Consider the following 15,286-nt stretch of genomic DNA (forward strand, 5'->3'; position numbering starts at 1 on the left):
TTGTCCTGAAATCTGGAAACTGTTACTAGCTTCTTTTTTTATGATTCCCATTTGGTTTGACATCAAAAGCGATGCCTGCGGCGGATATTAAGCATGAAAAATTTCCCGCCAGACATAACCGTAGGGCAGGTTGGCGGGTTTTTCTTTATTTTCACCTTACCCTACGGTACTAGGGGGAATTTAGATTATGGTTGTGCAGGTTTTAAATTTCTAGCTTTGTAGAATAATTCTAGACTATGGCGATCGCCTACAAAACGCCAGTGCCAAGGTTCATAACTCACACCTTGAGGATTATTCTCTGGAAAGGAGATTTCAAAGCCAAAACGCGCCGCATTTGCTTCTAACCATTTGAACGCCTTCGTATTTTCAAAGTTGGTTTGCAGATTAGTCGCTGGTACTGACCCATCTCCTATATCCACAGCGTAGCCTGTATGATGTTCACTGTGTCCAGGAGGCGCACTCACCGCAGCCCTTTGGGATGGGGTTTGATTGCGTCTAGCACCAATCCCAAAAAATAACTGTTCCTGATCTTTTACCGAACGAAAACCAGAAATTGCCACTAAAATCACACCCTCACGTCGCGCCGCTTGCGTCATCGCCTGATACCTTTGAGCCGCAACTTTTTTCAGTCTAATGCGCCCATCTGCGGTAATTGGTAATAACTCTGACTCTGGTGCTTCTGGGTATGTCAAATGACCCAACAGGGCATCAATATTTTCTTGCCTATTGACAGAATCATTAGTTTGTGTATCGGTGGGAGTTGTGGCATTAGGTGCAGGTTCAGGGACAACTGTGTTTCTGGGGGCGATGACAAAGAACCAAAAACTAGCAATTAAACCCAGGATGATTAACCCGGATACTCCAGTGATTAGTAAAGTTAGACTTGGTGAAAGTCTTTTAGGTGCTGCTTCAGGGCTATCGCGTAAAGCTACGGGAATATCTTCTTCGCTAGAGTCACCTGATAAGTTATGCGGTTGTCCAGAAAACCGGGCTTTATTCAAGGATCAACTCCTGCTTGTGTGCAATATTCTTCAAAGATTGTAGACTGGACAGAAATAAACATCTTCAGTAGTATTCACATCTATATATTCCTAGACACAATCTTGGCTAACCTCCTAGAACTATACGTCAAACTGGTGGGATTAGTCCTAGTAGGCTTTATTCTGGGACGCAAACTACCTAACTCCGTTCCTACCCGTCTGGCTCAAGGGCTATTTTGGGTGGGAGTACCGATAAGCATAGTAGCTTTTTTACGTCGATCTGATTTGTCAGGACAGATTTGGATTGCTCCGGCGATCGCCTATTTAGCCATTTTACTAGGAGCATTTTTGGCTTGGTGGGGAATGAAAGGTCAAGCCTATTTCACAAAAACCATTCACCAAAAATCAACCCAAGGTAGTTTGCTTCTAGCGGCAATGGTGGGTAACACAGGTTATCTTGGTTATCCCATCACCCTAGCATTAGTCGGGCAAGAATACTTTGCCTGGGCTTTATTCTACGATATGTTGGGATCATTATTCGGTGCTTATGGCTTCGGAATAGTCTTAGCATCTCATTTCGGCGGCAATGTCAGGAATTATGGGCAAATCATCAAGTCTATTTTCATAAATCCTGCCCTGTGGAGTTTCGGCTTTGGCTTGCTATTTCGAGACGTGACCCTCTCCCCTATCTGGGAATCTAGCCTAGAAAAATTAGGTTGGCTGGTTATTGCGTTAACTCTGATGTTAATTGGGATGCGACTTTCCCAGCTTAATTCTTGGCACAGGCTACCAGAAGCCGGAATCAGCTTAACAATTAAAATGTTGGTAGTTCCATTATTTATCGGCAGTACGTTACCACTTTTTGGCGTAACTGGTGAAGCAGCACAGGTAATTGTGCTACAAATGTCAATGCCTCCAGCATTCGCCACATTGGTAATTGCTGAAACCTTTAATCTTGATCGTGACCTGGCTGTTACTTCTTTAGCTGTGGGGTCTATGGGATTACTGATTACTCTACCGCTTTGGTTATGGCTATTTTAATTAATTAATAGACATCTCCGACAAAGAATGTAGAGACGTTTCATGGAACGTCTCTACAACGGTTCTGTGATAACGCATATTTTATTTTCACTAGATGTCTAATAATAAAGCGCCTGGGGTTGGGACTTTTCCCACCCTAAAACGCGCAAGACTGTAGAGAATAGGTGGCTGATGTTTATCGGGGAACAGCCCAGGGATAAACGCCTGTAGAAACTATTACAGGTTTGTTGCTGTACTCAACTTCTAGCTGTCGCTGCATATCTAAATCCCAAGTCAGGTTGTAATCTCGCTCTAGTTCAGCAACAACAAACGGACGCAGCACACCTGTCACCACGACACTTTGTTCATCACTGATCATTGGTAGTGAATCAGTACGCAATACAAGTAACTCTTCTCCACCCAGTAATTGGCCTTCATTCAAGCTAAATAAAACCTCATTTTTTTTGTCTGCTACTTCACCGGCTACCGCTAGAGTTTGGTTGTAGTATGGAGTGGGGTTAGAAATGATTTCCCCTGGTTTTGGTGCTAGTGCCATTGACTGAGCAACAATCACAGTCCGACCTTCGTATTCACTATACAAATCTGGCTGCAACTTCAGATTATAATCTCTATTAATTTCTGGCAGTACAAATCTGCGAACCTCTCCTGTAGCTTGAATATCCATATTCTGCTGATCAGGCAGATTCAAAGCTTGACCTGTAGCATTAACCACTAAAATGGTCTCACTGCCAAATAATTCCTCATTTGTGACTGTAAAGCTGGTGGGACTGACTGAGGTAATTGGCTGACTTCTAATGGTTACAGTTTGACCAATCAGTTGATCTGTTCTGTCTGAAACTTCCTGGCTGACCATATCTCCAGGAGATTCCGGTGCAATTGCTTCTCGAAATCCATTATTACAACCAGAAAGCAGCAAACTTCCCAGAACTAAAACAGTGATACCTTTGGACTTCCACAGCTTTTGCATCAAACCACTATCGGCACAATTTACACCACTCCTTAAGTGATTTGTGTTGAATCTATTAATCATGGAAAAGCTCCTCATACTTGTTGTTCTCTTTTTTGAATAAGAGACACAATTTCTGCTCATCACTAGTTGATTTATTTACATCAATGATTTGTGAAATCAACCAGGAGCATAAATTACAATTTTTGTAGACAAGGCTATTTTACAAACTTAAATTTTTATTTTCTTCCATCCTGGGAATTATTTATTTTTTCTTACTTATGAAAGATGAAAACTTAATTAAAAATCATCAAGAGGTTGAGAATGAATCAGCAAAGTAATCATGAATCTGAGGAAACACAGCCTAGTTTATCAGCTCGATTGCTAGAACTTGCTCAACTTTTCCTGAAGTTAGGCTTAATTGGTTTTGGTGGACCGCAAGCCCACATTGCCATGATTAATGATGAAGCGGTAGTGAGGCGAGGCTGGTTTACTCAAGAACAATTTTTAGAAGGAGTAGCAATTTGCGAGATGTTACCTGGCCCCGCTTCTACCCAGATGGGAATTTATACTGGGTATGTGCGGGCGGGACAATTGGGTGCTTTAGTGGCAGGTATTTGTTTTATTTTGCCTGCTTTTTTAATTGTGCTGAGTCTATCTTGGGCATATTTTCGCTTTCAAGGTATACCGCAGATTGAAGATTTATTTTTGGGGGTGACACCTGTGGTGATTGCGATCATCTTTGGATTTTGCTGGAAGTTAGCCAAACGGGGAATTAGGGATGTCAAAGGTGTAGCTATCGCTTTAGCTGTTCTACTTGTTACCTGGCTATTTCAAGTCAATATTCTGTTGCAATTTGTCTTAGCTGGTATTGTCGGGTTAATCCTTTACAGTCCATCAAATCGCACCAGTACTTGGTTAGTTCCCCTTTTACCCATGATGCAGGTACTGCCCAAAACCTTGGCGACTGTAACTACTGATACATTGGCATTGTCCAGCTTTTGGGGACTAGAACGGATTCAGGAGTACTATTTAACCTTGACGTTCTTCTTTTTGAAAGTTGGTAGTTTCATCTTTGGGGGTGGGTTAGTGATTATCCCCTTGCTGGAGTCGGAAGTAGTAACTCAATTTCATTGGTTAACCCGCAGTGAATTTCTGGACGGTGTTGCTATTGGTGAATTTACTCCGGGGCCTGTGGTGATTACGGCGGCTTTTGTCGGTTATAAGGTGGCTGGTGCAATGGGTGCTTTAACTTCGGCGATCGCCATTTTTATCCCATCGTTTCTATTTATTATGGGAGCTGCACCGCTTTTAGTTCGCATTCGTCAAAACCCCTGGATTCGCAGCTTTTTGAAAGGCGTTACTCCGGCGGTTTTGGGTGCGATCGCATCTGCTGCCATTCCCCTAGCACAAACTGCTATCATCCAAGATACTCTTGGGCGCTCTATTTTAGCCGCTATGATCAGCATTCTGGCTTTAGTTGCTCTGATCCGCTTCAAACGTCCCACATGGCAATTAGTCCCCGCAGGTGCAGTTATAGGCTTAATTGCTGGCACTTTTTAACAGTTATCAGTTATCAGTCAAGAGACATAATACTCTTCACTCGTCAACACGGTTGACTTATTTTACCTGTAAGTTCTGCGGGGTTCATGTTTTCGTAGTGTTCAAAGGGTTGATGAATCCAGGGGTTATCAGGTAGATAATCGACATAATAATCCGGTTTGATGGTAGAACAGGCTTTATACCACAATACTGCCGTGCGAATTTCTGCAACGGCGAAGTTACTATTTTGCTTTAACCAAGGTATAGTTTGTTCCAGGGTGATTCCCGAATCTACCAAGTCATCAACTAGGAGAATGTGCGAACCTAAATGTTCTGTTGTCATCGTTAAATGGCGAGAAAAGGTTAAATTGCCTCTTTCTTGCTTACCGGAACCACTGTAAGAAGATGTTGCTAAAATTGCCAACGGCTGCTGATATATCCGGGAAATGATATCTCCCACTCGCAGTCCTCCTCTAGCAAGACAGACAATCTGGTTAAACTCCCAGCCTGACTGATATATCTGAGCCGCTAGGTGTTCAATTTTTTGGTGATAATCTGACCAAGAAACGTAAAGGTCTGCCATAAATGAAGTATTTTTTAGGTGATACTTAAGCAACTACAAACTTTTTATTTTAGTATGAGCATAAACGATTCTGTTGATGACTTTTCCCCAATTAATCCAGAAAATCCCAAACTGGATTTAAAAACTAAACTAGCTTATGGGGCTGGAGATTTTGGCCCGGCTATTACTGGCAATATTTCTATATTTTTTCTGCTGATTTTCTTTACCAATGTGGCTGGGATTCCGGCTGGTTTAGCTGGTAGCGTTTTAATGATTGGGAAAGTTTGGGATGCTATCAACGATCCGATTATCGGGGTTTTGTCAGATAGAACTAAATCTCGTCGCTGGGGTCGTCGTTTACCTTGGATGCTTTACGGGGCAATTCCTTTTGGCATTATCTTTTTTTTGCAGTGGATTGTACCGCGTTTTAGTGCCGACCCAAGTGCTAATATGTGGCCATTGTTTTGGTATTACGTGGTCATTGGGTTACTCTCTCAGGTGGTTTACACCGTTGTGAGTTTGCCTTATACGGCAATGACTCCAGAATTAACTCAAGATTATGATGAACGCACTAGTTTAAATAGCTTCCGCTTCGCTTTTTCGATTAGTGGCAGTATTTTATCGTTGATTTTAGTGCAAATTGTTTTTTCTTACATAGGCGATCGCGAACAACAATATTTAGTTTTAGCCGCAGTTTGTGCTGTAATTGCGGTTTCGGCTTTATATGTGTGCATTTTTGGAGTGCGCGATCGCGTCTTGGCTTTTGAAGCTAAACGCAACCAAACCGAACAACCCCCATCCATGCCTTTATTTGAGCAGTTAAAAATCGTTTTTAACAATCGACCTTTTCTATTTGTCATTGGTATATATCTTTTTTCTTGGCTGGGTGTACAAGTGACAGCCACCACTCTTCCTTACTTTGTCCTCAACTGTATGGGTTTGACAGATTCAGATGTCCCTGGTGTGATTATTGCAGTCCAAGGAACAGCCTTAATTATGTTATTTGTCTGGAGTGCTTTGAGCAAAAAAATCGGTAAAAAAAAGGTCTATTTTTTGGGGATGAGTTCATGGATTATCGCCGCAGGAGGACTGTTTTTTTTACAGCCTAGTCAAATAGGTTTAATGTATTTTATGGCTGTGATGGCTGGTGTTGGCGTATCTACAGCTTATCTGGTTCCTTGGTCACTGATTCCCGATGTGATTGACTTAGATGAACTCCAAACCGGACAGCGCCGAGAAGGAATATTCTATGGTTTTATGGTTTTGCTGCAAAAATTAGGGTTAGCTTTAGGAATATTTTTAGTAGGAAACGCCTTACAAGCCTCCGGTTTCCAAGCAACCACAGCCGGACAACCTCTACCCATACAACCGGAATCAGCCTTACTAGCTATCCGCTTTAGTGTTGGTCCATTACCCACGATTTTCTTGATTTTTGGTTTATTTATGGCGTATTTTTACCCAATTACTCGTGAGATGCACGCAGAAATTATGATGAAACTCAAAGCCCGTCAGGAGAATAGCGGTGCTTAGACTTTTGGCGAAAGTTTGGCACATTACAGGTATTTTCAGATAAATAGACCACTGGGTAGGGGCGCAAAGCCTTGCGCCCTTACGACTACTGCCAAAAATCAAAGACATAAAACCATATATAATCACATTTGTCGGTACTTGTGTCAATTTGAAATATTTGGATTTTTAAAACTCTATGACTAAAGTGACATCGCAGGAAATTGCCCTGTTTCGTTCTCAATTAGTTGATGACTCTAACGCTATGGAAGCACTTGATTTAATTGAGGATTGTGATGGAGATTTAGAAGATGCAGCCATGAGTCTGGCTATTCGGGCGGGACAAGAACCAGGTATGACTAATTCCGAATGGTTGGATGCTATGGCGAGAAAATGGCGTGCGGTTATATGTGAACAAGAATATCGCGAAGATTTACTCAATAACTCCTTGGTCAGTATCATGGAACGGCTCAAAAAAATGCCATCATTCCCTCAGATTCTCGCTACACCAGTTCTGATATATATTCTCAAGCAAGGGGTGAACGATTTTTGTGAGCCAATTGATTTGCTCAAGTGATATCTGAACCAAGAAAATGGGATAATAGGGAGATGCGAAAAATAATTCCACATTTCCCGTACCACCGTAGTGATTCTTGTCTGTTCTACCCTGTCGATTTCTAAATTTCTGAAATTAGACACAAGATTGATTCGACTAGCACTGTTACGCTGTTAATTAAGAACTTTTATTAGACAATTATTATTTAATCAATGAATTACGTTGTTGCTGTATTACCAGACCGTATCCAAGCTGAAGGCGCTTACTTAGCTCTAGAAGCCGAAGGCATTAAAAGTACTATCCTGGGTAGGGGTTATAAAACTGCTGACGAGTTTGGCTTGGTTGACCCCAAGGAACAAGCCATAAAGCAAGCAAAGCTGATGTCATATTGGCTGATCCCATTTGGCTTTTTTGCAGGTTGTGCTTTCAGCCTGGCTACAGGTTTAAATACCTTTGCTTGGGCGGGGGAAATTGGGAATCACATCATTGGGGGACTGCTGGGCGCTGTTGGTGGCGCTATGGGTAGTGTGTTTGTCGGTGGTGGTGTGGGTTTAGTCCTGGGTGGTGGTGATGCTTTACCCTACCGCAATCGGTTAGATATGGGTAAATACATAGTTGTCGTTCAGGTTTCGGAAGCGATTAGTCGCCAAGTAACTCGGATATTACGGAAATTTGAGCCGGAAAATATCCAGGGTTATGCTGATACAACTAACACATAAAAATTCAAAATTTGGATCATGTTACCAAGAGAAGAACTTTTAAAAGGTGTTGAAAATCGAGACAGTGTAGCTCGTGTGATTGATCAGGCTGAACAAGCGATTAAAACTTGGGAAGTTGTTTTGACTGATTTTTTGTCTCCGCCGGAATTGGCAGAAATTAACCGGGTGTTCAGTCGGTTAACAGATGTGCAATTAGTCGCCTGGGGCGGTTATCCCCAAGCGGAACGTCAAAGAATGGCGATCGCTCGCTCGGAACTTCCCCTAGATCAATCTCAAGTTGACCTCGTAGCTTTAGAAATTGCTGGCAATTTCCTGTTTGATACCGCCACTCACCGCGACTTTTTAGGCGCAATGCTGGGGACAGGAATCATCCGTGAAAAGACAGGAGATATTATTGTTCTGGGCGAACGGGGAGCGCAAGCCATTGTCGCGCCGGAATTGGCGGAATTTTTAGAGATGAGTCTGCAACAGGTGCGATCAGTGCCGGTAAAAACTCAGCGTATTGATATCAATGAATTAAAAGTTAGGGAACCCAAGAAGAAAGAATTAACTACAGTCGAAGCTTCATTGAGGTTAGATGCGATCGCCTCGGCTGGTTTTGGGATGTCCCGCAGCAAAATGGTTAATTTCATTGAGGGTGGTGATGTCCGCGTCAATTGGAAAGACGTTAGTCAAGCTAGTTCTCAAGTCAAATCAGGCGACTTAATCGCTATTCGTGGTAAAGGACGTTTAGAAGTCGGGGAAATTGCCGTTACGAAAAAAGAACGTTACCGAGTTCAATTAACACGATTTATGTAGACAGTTATCAGTTATCAATTTTTCTAATTAACCTGTTATTTTTTCATTTCCAACTAATCACTCCTTTTTATTTAATTTACAAAGTTATCTAAAACACATTTTATTGCTGCATAGGTGACATTAACAGGAGATCAACTAGTTGCAAGTGTGCCTCTACAACGGGGAGATTTTTGAAAGCAAAGGCTTGCAAGTCTGGGTCTTGACCTAGCTGTAACTGACGGGTATGAATAATTAAATTTTGCAGGTTTGCGTTAATCCCACCTTCATTGGTATATGCTAGGTCAAAATTTTCGCCAGAAAGTTCTGATAGTTGCGTTTTAAAGGCTTGATATTTGGGGTTAAGATTGCTTGGCAAAGTCATTCCCTTCTGTTGAGCCAATTGCATTAATTCCTGATTCAACGGCGTATGATCCTGAATCATTTGTTGGGCATATTGTTTGATATTTTCGTTATTTGACTTTTCTAGTGCTAGTTTTGCCATTTCAACTTCTGCCATTCCAGCTTGTGCGGCTTCTTGCAGATATATTTTGTCAATCTCACTCAGGCTATTTTGTAAAATTTTAGTTTCCAGAGTGGTAGAACTATTGGGTGTTGTTTGTGCTATCGCTCTTTGATTAATTTGGGCATAACTAGTAATCGCGATAGTGCTGCTTACCAAAAGCATCGCGGCACTAATTTCTACAATTCCCATGAAATAATTAAACTTTTTCGCCAATTTTCTAGGAAATAAATTCATTTATTTCAGTTTCCTATATAGCGCTAATTTTTATGAATTTTGAGCTTGAGAAGAATCATAAATGCCCAAATTTTTAATATTTTGATTGCGTAAAATTGCTGTAGCACTATCAATCTCTTGATCTGTGCCATTGAGGATGAGTAAATAATAACTTTGTTGGAGGCGATCGCTATAAATTCTGGCTTGGTTTTCGGGTATACCTAAATCAGCCAGCGCCTTCACTAAATTCTGATTTGCGACTGTTCCCACAGCAACACCCGCTATACTAGCCAGTAGCGCCAGACCTACAGAACCTGCTGCTAGTAAAATTCCTAAACTGGGAATTGCCAAACTACTTAAACCGACTAACACACTACCCCAACTAGTAGCTGTAAGTGTTTCACCTACTGGACTGGTGACGTTAACACCTTGCTCACCAATGCGATCGCTAACGGTGGGACTTTGCCCATCGCTCATCTGCGCTTCACCCAATCGCTCGTCTGGTTCTACATCTTTAGCAATGATTGACACTTGCTCCATCGGAAAGCCTGACACTTTCAATTCATTAATTGTAGACTCTACTTCTTGATGTCTGACAAAGACTCCGACAGCATATTTATGATTTTGATTAACCATATTTCCTCATGGGTAATGATTAGCAAATTCTCAGTTATATTTTGATTTGAGAAAAATAATTAAAGAGTTATAACCATCCCAACCAAATAAACGCACAGATAAATCTGGAGATAACAGAAGAGTAAATTATCTGCAAAATATTTGTTATTCTCATTACTCAGCTTGAGGAGAATTAAGATATTGACTATAATTTGCCTTAAAGTAATATCGATCCCTGATTTGAATCAAAAAACTCTGTTCAAGAGCCACAGCATATCCTATTAAACTTAAACAACAAATATATACTGCGGCTCAGAATACTTTACTTTTGTTCAGTACCTGGTTGACCAGGCTGACCTGTTTGATCTTCTGGCTGACCTGGTTGACCTGGTTGACCTGGCTGACCTGGTTGACCTGTTTGATCTCCTGGCTGACCTGGTTGACCAGGCTGATCTCCTGGCTGACCTGGTTGAGGTTGACCTGGTTTATCTTGTGACTGACCTGGCTGTGTTCCAGGAACAGTCTCATTGCTGGGTGTTACTGCTTGTGAGTGTATAGTACCTGTAGATCGGGTTAAATTGGTTAATGCAAATGCTGGGACATTGATCAAAGCACTCACACCAGCAACTCCCACAAGGCTAGCAAGCATTTTGAGGAAACTTGTATTCTTGTTTACTTTCATTGGTATTTCCTGAGATTACAGCAGCAAATCTTTGCGATTGCTAAATCATTTATTCATAGACATTGCACAAAATGTGACAGTTTTCTGAACTCTGATTAAGCCTTTTTTTGTCAGAAATACTGCACTTCATTTTTGCATTCATGCTTCGACATTAATTCCGCTAAACATCTAAAACGTCCGTCCAAAGCATAAGATTATGTTAAACAGAAAAGTGATGGAAAACACGAAATAGCAATCTCAATAAATTATGCAGACAGATATCCCCGAATTATTGAATAAATCGGGGATTTGAACACTTTCATCTTTGCCAATCAAACAGAAATGCTGTATGGTTTATGAAATATACATCACTACTAAGGTTGATAATTAAAAACCAACTTGAAGTTTACGTACAACTAACTATGGATAATAATTACAGCACTCTTTCTAAAAAAATCACTATTTCTTGAACATTTGTAGTATCAACTAATTCTAAAACTTCTATTGCTTTTTCAGAAGGTATATAATCTTCTGGTATGCCAACAATTGTTGTGCCTAAATTTTGGGCTAAATGATACCAAAAACTCATTTTACATTCAATATTCATTGAGATGTAATTTTCAGTAGAAATTATCTTTTCTTCTTGTTCCTCTTGGCTTAACAACTGGCGTAAAGCAAATATCTGTTCGGTTGTGGACAATTGTTGAATTTGTGATAACAATTGTTGATCTTTATCTTTTGGCACACAAGCAGAAGTAATGGCTGGTATTTCATACGCGATTCCATGATAGATTAATGCCAAAACTATCAGCCGATCATCTCTATCTAGCGTTTGAAATTTAGATACGGCTTGCTCAACAAAATTGATATTACTCGTAGAAGTCATAATATCCTCAAATCAAAAAATCAAATAGTATTCCTATATCTATTAAGTGTATGGAGTTTAGCTGGAGCTTTAGCACTATAAAAAGATATAAATTTTCTAGAAAATCAATATATTTGAATCAGTCAAAAGACAGACTATCATCGATTGTGAAATTATTCCGCAAACGCAGAGGTCAGGCTGTGTATTGGCAATCTCAGTATTCCATTCTTCAAACATGATTGGGAAAAATTGAGAGGTTTTGGAAGCCCAGCACATTCCGACTAAAAACTACTGTTTACAGTGTTTTTGGGTAAGTCATACCTGTAACCGATGGCAAATAAGACAAAAAGCTGCTCAAATAGAAGTTAGTGTTGCCTATACTGGAGTAATGACAGACCACGTTTTGATACTTGGTGGAAGAGGGCGGATCGGTAGCCATGTTGCTGCGGATTTAGCCACCCACACACAGGCACAAATTACCATTACTGGACGTTCCCCAGAGACACACAGGAGCGTCACTTCGCCTTTGGGCAAGAAAATTGAGTTTTTAGTCTTGGACTTGGCAGAAGTTGATAAATTGAGAGAAGCGATCGCTAACTCCAATTTAGTTATACATTGTGCCGGACCATTTCACTACCGAGACGCTAATGTTCTCAAAATTTGCATTGAACAAGGCGTTAACTATATAGATGTTAGTGACCATCGCTCTTATACTAGCAAGGCTCTAAATTACCATGAACAAGCCGTTGCTGCTGGTGTGACGGCAATTATTAATACTGGCATTTTCCCCGGAATCTCTAACAGCATGGTACGTCAGTGTGCCGAGCAATTTGATCAGCCAGAAAAAATACATTTAAGTTATCTAGTCTCTGGTTCGGGTGGTGCAGGAGTTACAGTCATGCGGACAACCTTTTTAGGCTTGCAATATCCTTTTGAAGCTTGGGTAGACAGAAAATGGCAAAAAATCCAGCCTTATAGTCAAAGAGAAGTTGTTGATTTTCCCTCTCCTTATGGACGCAGTGGCGTTTACTGGTTTGATATGCCAGAAACCTTTACAATGCCCCAAGCCTTCCCCTCAGTGAAAACTGTAGTTACTAAGTTTGGTTCTATTCCCGACTTTTATAACCATCTTACTTGGATGGCCGCACATATATTTCCTAAGTGGTTAATGCAGCGTCGTTACATGATTGAATTTTTGTCGCGCGTCAGTCATTTGATGACAGATTTCACCAATAATTTTAGTGGGATTGGTGTAGCGGTGCGTTCAGAAGTTACAGGTAAAAAAAATGGTGAGACAGCCGTCTATTGTTCTACTGTAGTGCATGACAATACAGCAGCAGCTTCTGGTTGTGGTACAGGTAGCATTGCCCAACTTTTATTAGAGGGTAAACTCAAAACACCAGGTGTTTCACCTGTGGAAGCAGCACTACCAACGGATTTATTTATCCAAGCTATGCACAACCGAGGAATTAAAATAAATCATAATTGGACTCAAAGCAACTTTGCAGGTCAAACAAAAATCTAAAAACAACTCACTCCCGTTCGGCTACGCTCACGGCAAGCCCATTCCCTATAGTGGATGCTGAAAATGACTCACCCTGATGACTTTGATGATGATGACTTTGACTTTGATGACGAAGAGGTATTTAAAATTAAGCGCATTAGCCAAATGACAGAAGGGGAGAAGTTACAGCGATTTAAGCGATTTTTCGACAGTAGTAGTCGTGCGATGTTGCAAAATTGCCTATTTCGCATCATCAACGATGCAGATGGTAAAGGCACTTTAGAAATTCTTTGCCCTAATGAAGCTGTTAAACAACGCTTGTACAGAAAGAAACGCAAAATTACCAACAATATCAACACTTGTTGGAGCCATATCAGATGGTTCTCACTATGTATTGAGGAAGATGGTAAACTATGTTGCCATAAGTATACACGTAATGGTGATTTAGTTGAGACTCATGCGTAGTTCGTAGTCCGTAGTTCGTAATTCGTAGTGCCTCCTTCGGAGGAGCTTCGCTAACGTAATTCGTAATTGAGACAATTTTTACCTAGATTTCCAGAATTATTGGGCAATAGAAAGATTTTTACGCCCGTGTCCTTTGTTCCATGCCTAATTCCCGATGTTCAATGCCTAAGAAACAAAAATTTCCTCACTTAGTTGGTTCTAAGTGGACAACACATAAAAAAATAGATGGCTGGCGGCACTTTCAAGTAGTCAACCGTAAGAATCAGAGTAAGTGGGTTTATGCTGAAATGGTTGCGGCTTGTGACCCGAATGTACGCTTTTGGTTAAATGCAAAATTGTTACAAGATAACTCTCAGTGGCAAGCTGGCTGGCAATCTTTACAGGAAATTGAAGCAGTAGAATCTGAACTTTGAGTCAATTTTGTAAAATTAATAATTTATTACAAACAAATTAGCAACGGTCAAAAAGTACAACTTAGAGAGTCTTAGCAGTGACTTGGCTTTGCCAATATACCTGCTATGGAAATTTTCAGTGGTATTTTCAGGACTGAATGGCGAATATCGGTCTTTAACTTTCCCACTCAGCCCATTTTGCTGGTTATCAGCCTATTTAAAGGTAGTTTGAATCAATGAAATCTATATACAAAAGTACATAGAGTTATTTTGTCTTTTGTAACTATTTTATAAAAATATTAAACAAAAAACTTAATAAATTGCTTTTTTAGGCTGTTTAATAGTATTTTGTGGCCAAAAAATTAACCATAATCTTTTTAAATTATTAAGAAAGCGAATTTTGGCGTTTTTCATATTTAAACCCCCTTTCCTTTCTGTGTAATTTCGACAATAATGACAATCACACAGATCAGACATCGCTATGTGCGGCTAGGTGAAGGCAAAAGCTTGAACCACGAGTTTGACAGAAAATTATAAGAGGCAAACAACAGTGAAACTAGCAGTTTACGGAAAAGGTGGTATTGGTAAATCCACAACTAGCTGTAATATATCCGTCGCCCTAGCCAAACGCGGCAAGAAAGTTCTGCAAATTGGTTGTGACCCCAAACACGACAGCACATTTACTCTCACCGGGTTTTTGATTCCCACAATTATTGATACTCTCCAAGAAAAGGACTACCACTACGAAGACGTTTGGCCAGAAGATGTTATTTATAAAGGCTATGGCGGTGTAGATTGTGTAGAAGCAGGTGGACCACCTGCGGGCGCAGGCTGTGGAGGTTACGTAGTTGGCGAAACCGTAAAATTACTGAAAGAACTCAACGCTTTTGATGAGTACGATGTGATTTTGTTTGATGTACTAGGTGACGTTGTTTGTGGTGGTTTTGCAGCTCCACTCAACTATGCTGATTACTGCATGATTGTGACTGACAATGGCTTTGATGCCCTGTTTGCTGCCAATCGGATTGCGGCTTCAGTACGGGAAAAAGCCCGAACTCACCCACTGCGTTTAGCTGGTTTAATTGGCAACCGCACCTCCAAGCGGGACTTGATAGATAAATATATAGAAACTGTTCCTATGCCAGTGTTGGAAGTCTTACCTTTAATTGAAGATATCCGTGTGTCTCGCGTCAAAGGTAAAACTTTGTTTGAAATGGCAGAACACGACCCTTCTCTGAACTACGTTTGCGATTATTATCTCAATATCGCTGACCAAATTCTGGCGCGTCCAGAAGGCGTTGTACCAAATGATACTCCAGACCGTGAATTGTTCTCCTTGTTGTCTGATTTTTATCTAAATCCGGGTAAACCCCAGGTTCCTAATGCAGAAGAAGCACTAGACTTGATGATTGTATAACA

At 40.7% G+C, this 15,286-nt stretch carries 17 protein-coding genes; 10 read left to right on the top strand and 7 right to left on the bottom strand.

The annotated features are described in order from the left end of the window. Positions 1 to 185 precede the first annotated feature (185 nt). Positions 186 to 1,001, bottom strand: coding sequence for a D-alanyl-D-alanine carboxypeptidase family protein (locus tag ACM0OW_RS11275; protein WP_414550164.1), 816 nt, complete (start codon positions 999 to 1,001; stop codon positions 186 to 188). Between the two features lie 102 nt (positions 1,002 to 1,103). Here ACM0OW_RS11275 and ACM0OW_RS11280 point away from each other — a divergent pair, with 102 nt between their 5' ends. Beyond that, entirely contained in the window at positions 1,104 to 2,021 is a 918-nt protein-coding gene (locus ACM0OW_RS11280; RefSeq protein WP_414550166.1) for an AEC family transporter, read from the top strand. Between the two features lie 175 nt (positions 2,022 to 2,196). On the opposite strand, the gene ACM0OW_RS11285 is transcribed toward ACM0OW_RS11280, so the two are convergent. Beyond that, a complete protein-coding gene (locus ACM0OW_RS11285) occupies positions 2,197 to 3,051 on the bottom strand; it encodes a hypothetical protein (RefSeq protein WP_414550168.1) in 855 nt (284 codons plus the stop codon). Between the two features lie 240 nt (positions 3,052 to 3,291). Between ACM0OW_RS11285 and chrA the strand changes: the two genes are divergently transcribed. After that, entirely contained in the window at positions 3,292 to 4,530 is a 1,239-nt protein-coding gene (gene chrA, locus ACM0OW_RS11290) for a chromate efflux transporter (RefSeq protein WP_414550170.1), read from the top strand. Positions 4,531 to 4,573: 43 nt separating this feature from the next. On the opposite strand, the gene ACM0OW_RS11295 is transcribed toward chrA, so the two are convergent. Next, the gene (locus ACM0OW_RS11295) at positions 4,574 to 5,092 is read right to left on the bottom strand and encodes a phosphoribosyltransferase (RefSeq protein WP_414550172.1); all 519 of its coding nucleotides are present in this window, start codon (positions 5,090 to 5,092) and stop codon (positions 4,574 to 4,576) included. Positions 5,093 to 5,152: 60 nt separating this feature from the next. On the opposite strand from ACM0OW_RS11295, the gene ACM0OW_RS11300 reads away from it, so the two are divergent. The 4 genes from ACM0OW_RS11300 (at position 5,153) to ACM0OW_RS11315 (ending at position 8,650) form a co-directional block, all read left to right on the top strand. Continuing rightward, positions 5,153 to 6,601: an MFS transporter gene (locus tag ACM0OW_RS11300; protein ID WP_414550329.1), complete on the top strand. Its 1,449-nt coding sequence runs from the start codon at positions 5,153 to 5,155 to the stop codon at positions 6,599 to 6,601. A 175-nt stretch (positions 6,602 to 6,776) separates the two neighbouring features. Next, complete coding sequence (locus ACM0OW_RS11305) at positions 6,777 to 7,154, top strand: hypothetical protein (protein ID WP_414550174.1); 378 nt, start codon at positions 6,777 to 6,779, stop codon at positions 7,152 to 7,154. Positions 7,155 to 7,345: 191 nt separating this feature from the next. Then, the gene (locus tag ACM0OW_RS11310; RefSeq protein ID WP_414550176.1) at positions 7,346 to 7,852 is read left to right on the top strand and encodes a hypothetical protein; all 507 of its coding nucleotides are present in this window, start codon (positions 7,346 to 7,348) and stop codon (positions 7,850 to 7,852) included. An 18-nt stretch (positions 7,853 to 7,870) separates the two neighbouring features. Further along, on the top strand, positions 7,871 to 8,650 hold the full coding sequence (locus ACM0OW_RS11315) for a photosystem II S4 domain protein (protein WP_414550178.1): 780 nt from the start codon (positions 7,871 to 7,873) through the stop codon (positions 8,648 to 8,650). 100 nt (positions 8,651 to 8,750) lie between these two features. Here the strand turns inward: ACM0OW_RS11315 and ACM0OW_RS11320 are convergent, their stop codons facing one another. The 4 genes from ACM0OW_RS11320 to ACM0OW_RS11335 form a co-directional block, all read right to left on the bottom strand. Beyond that, on the bottom strand, positions 8,751 to 9,386 hold the full coding sequence (locus tag ACM0OW_RS11320; RefSeq protein WP_414550180.1) for a DUF4142 domain-containing protein: 636 nt from the start codon (positions 9,384 to 9,386) through the stop codon (positions 8,751 to 8,753). Positions 9,387 to 9,416: 30 nt separating this feature from the next. Continuing rightward, entirely contained in the window at positions 9,417 to 10,001 is a 585-nt protein-coding gene (locus ACM0OW_RS11325) for a hypothetical protein (protein WP_414550182.1), read from the bottom strand. Positions 10,002 to 10,302: 301 nt separating this feature from the next. Beyond that, the gene (locus ACM0OW_RS11330; RefSeq protein ID WP_414550184.1) at positions 10,303 to 10,662 is read right to left on the bottom strand and encodes a hypothetical protein; all 360 of its coding nucleotides are present in this window, start codon (positions 10,660 to 10,662) and stop codon (positions 10,303 to 10,305) included. A 412-nt stretch (positions 10,663 to 11,074) separates the two neighbouring features. Beyond that, complete coding sequence (locus ACM0OW_RS11335; protein ID WP_414550186.1) at positions 11,075 to 11,527, bottom strand: orange carotenoid protein N-terminal domain-containing protein; 453 nt, start codon at positions 11,525 to 11,527, stop codon at positions 11,075 to 11,077. Between the two features lie 367 nt (positions 11,528 to 11,894). Here ACM0OW_RS11335 and ACM0OW_RS11340 point away from each other — a divergent pair, with 367 nt between their 5' ends. The 4 genes from ACM0OW_RS11340 (at position 11,895) to bchL (ending at position 15,284) form a co-directional block, all read left to right on the top strand. After that, complete coding sequence (locus tag ACM0OW_RS11340) at positions 11,895 to 13,031, top strand: saccharopine dehydrogenase family protein (protein ID WP_414550330.1); 1,137 nt, start codon at positions 11,895 to 11,897, stop codon at positions 13,029 to 13,031. Positions 13,032 to 13,094: 63 nt separating this feature from the next. After that, positions 13,095 to 13,475: a hypothetical protein gene (locus tag ACM0OW_RS11345; RefSeq protein ID WP_414550188.1), complete on the top strand. Its 381-nt coding sequence runs from the start codon at positions 13,095 to 13,097 to the stop codon at positions 13,473 to 13,475. Between the two features lie 161 nt (positions 13,476 to 13,636). Then, the gene (locus ACM0OW_RS11350) at positions 13,637 to 13,888 is read left to right on the top strand and encodes a TIGR02450 family Trp-rich protein (RefSeq protein WP_414550190.1); all 252 of its coding nucleotides are present in this window, start codon (positions 13,637 to 13,639) and stop codon (positions 13,886 to 13,888) included. 529 nt (positions 13,889 to 14,417) lie between these two features. Then, complete coding sequence (gene bchL, locus ACM0OW_RS11355; RefSeq protein ID WP_089090513.1) at positions 14,418 to 15,284, top strand: ferredoxin:protochlorophyllide reductase (ATP-dependent) iron-sulfur ATP-binding protein; 867 nt, start codon at positions 14,418 to 14,420, stop codon at positions 15,282 to 15,284. Positions 15,285 to 15,286: the final 2 nt, after the last annotated feature.

The sequence above is a fragment of the Anabaena sp. CCY 0017 genome (genome assembly GCF_963920885.1).
Classification (GTDB): Bacteria; Cyanobacteriota; Cyanobacteriia; order Cyanobacteriales; family Nostocaceae; genus Nodularia.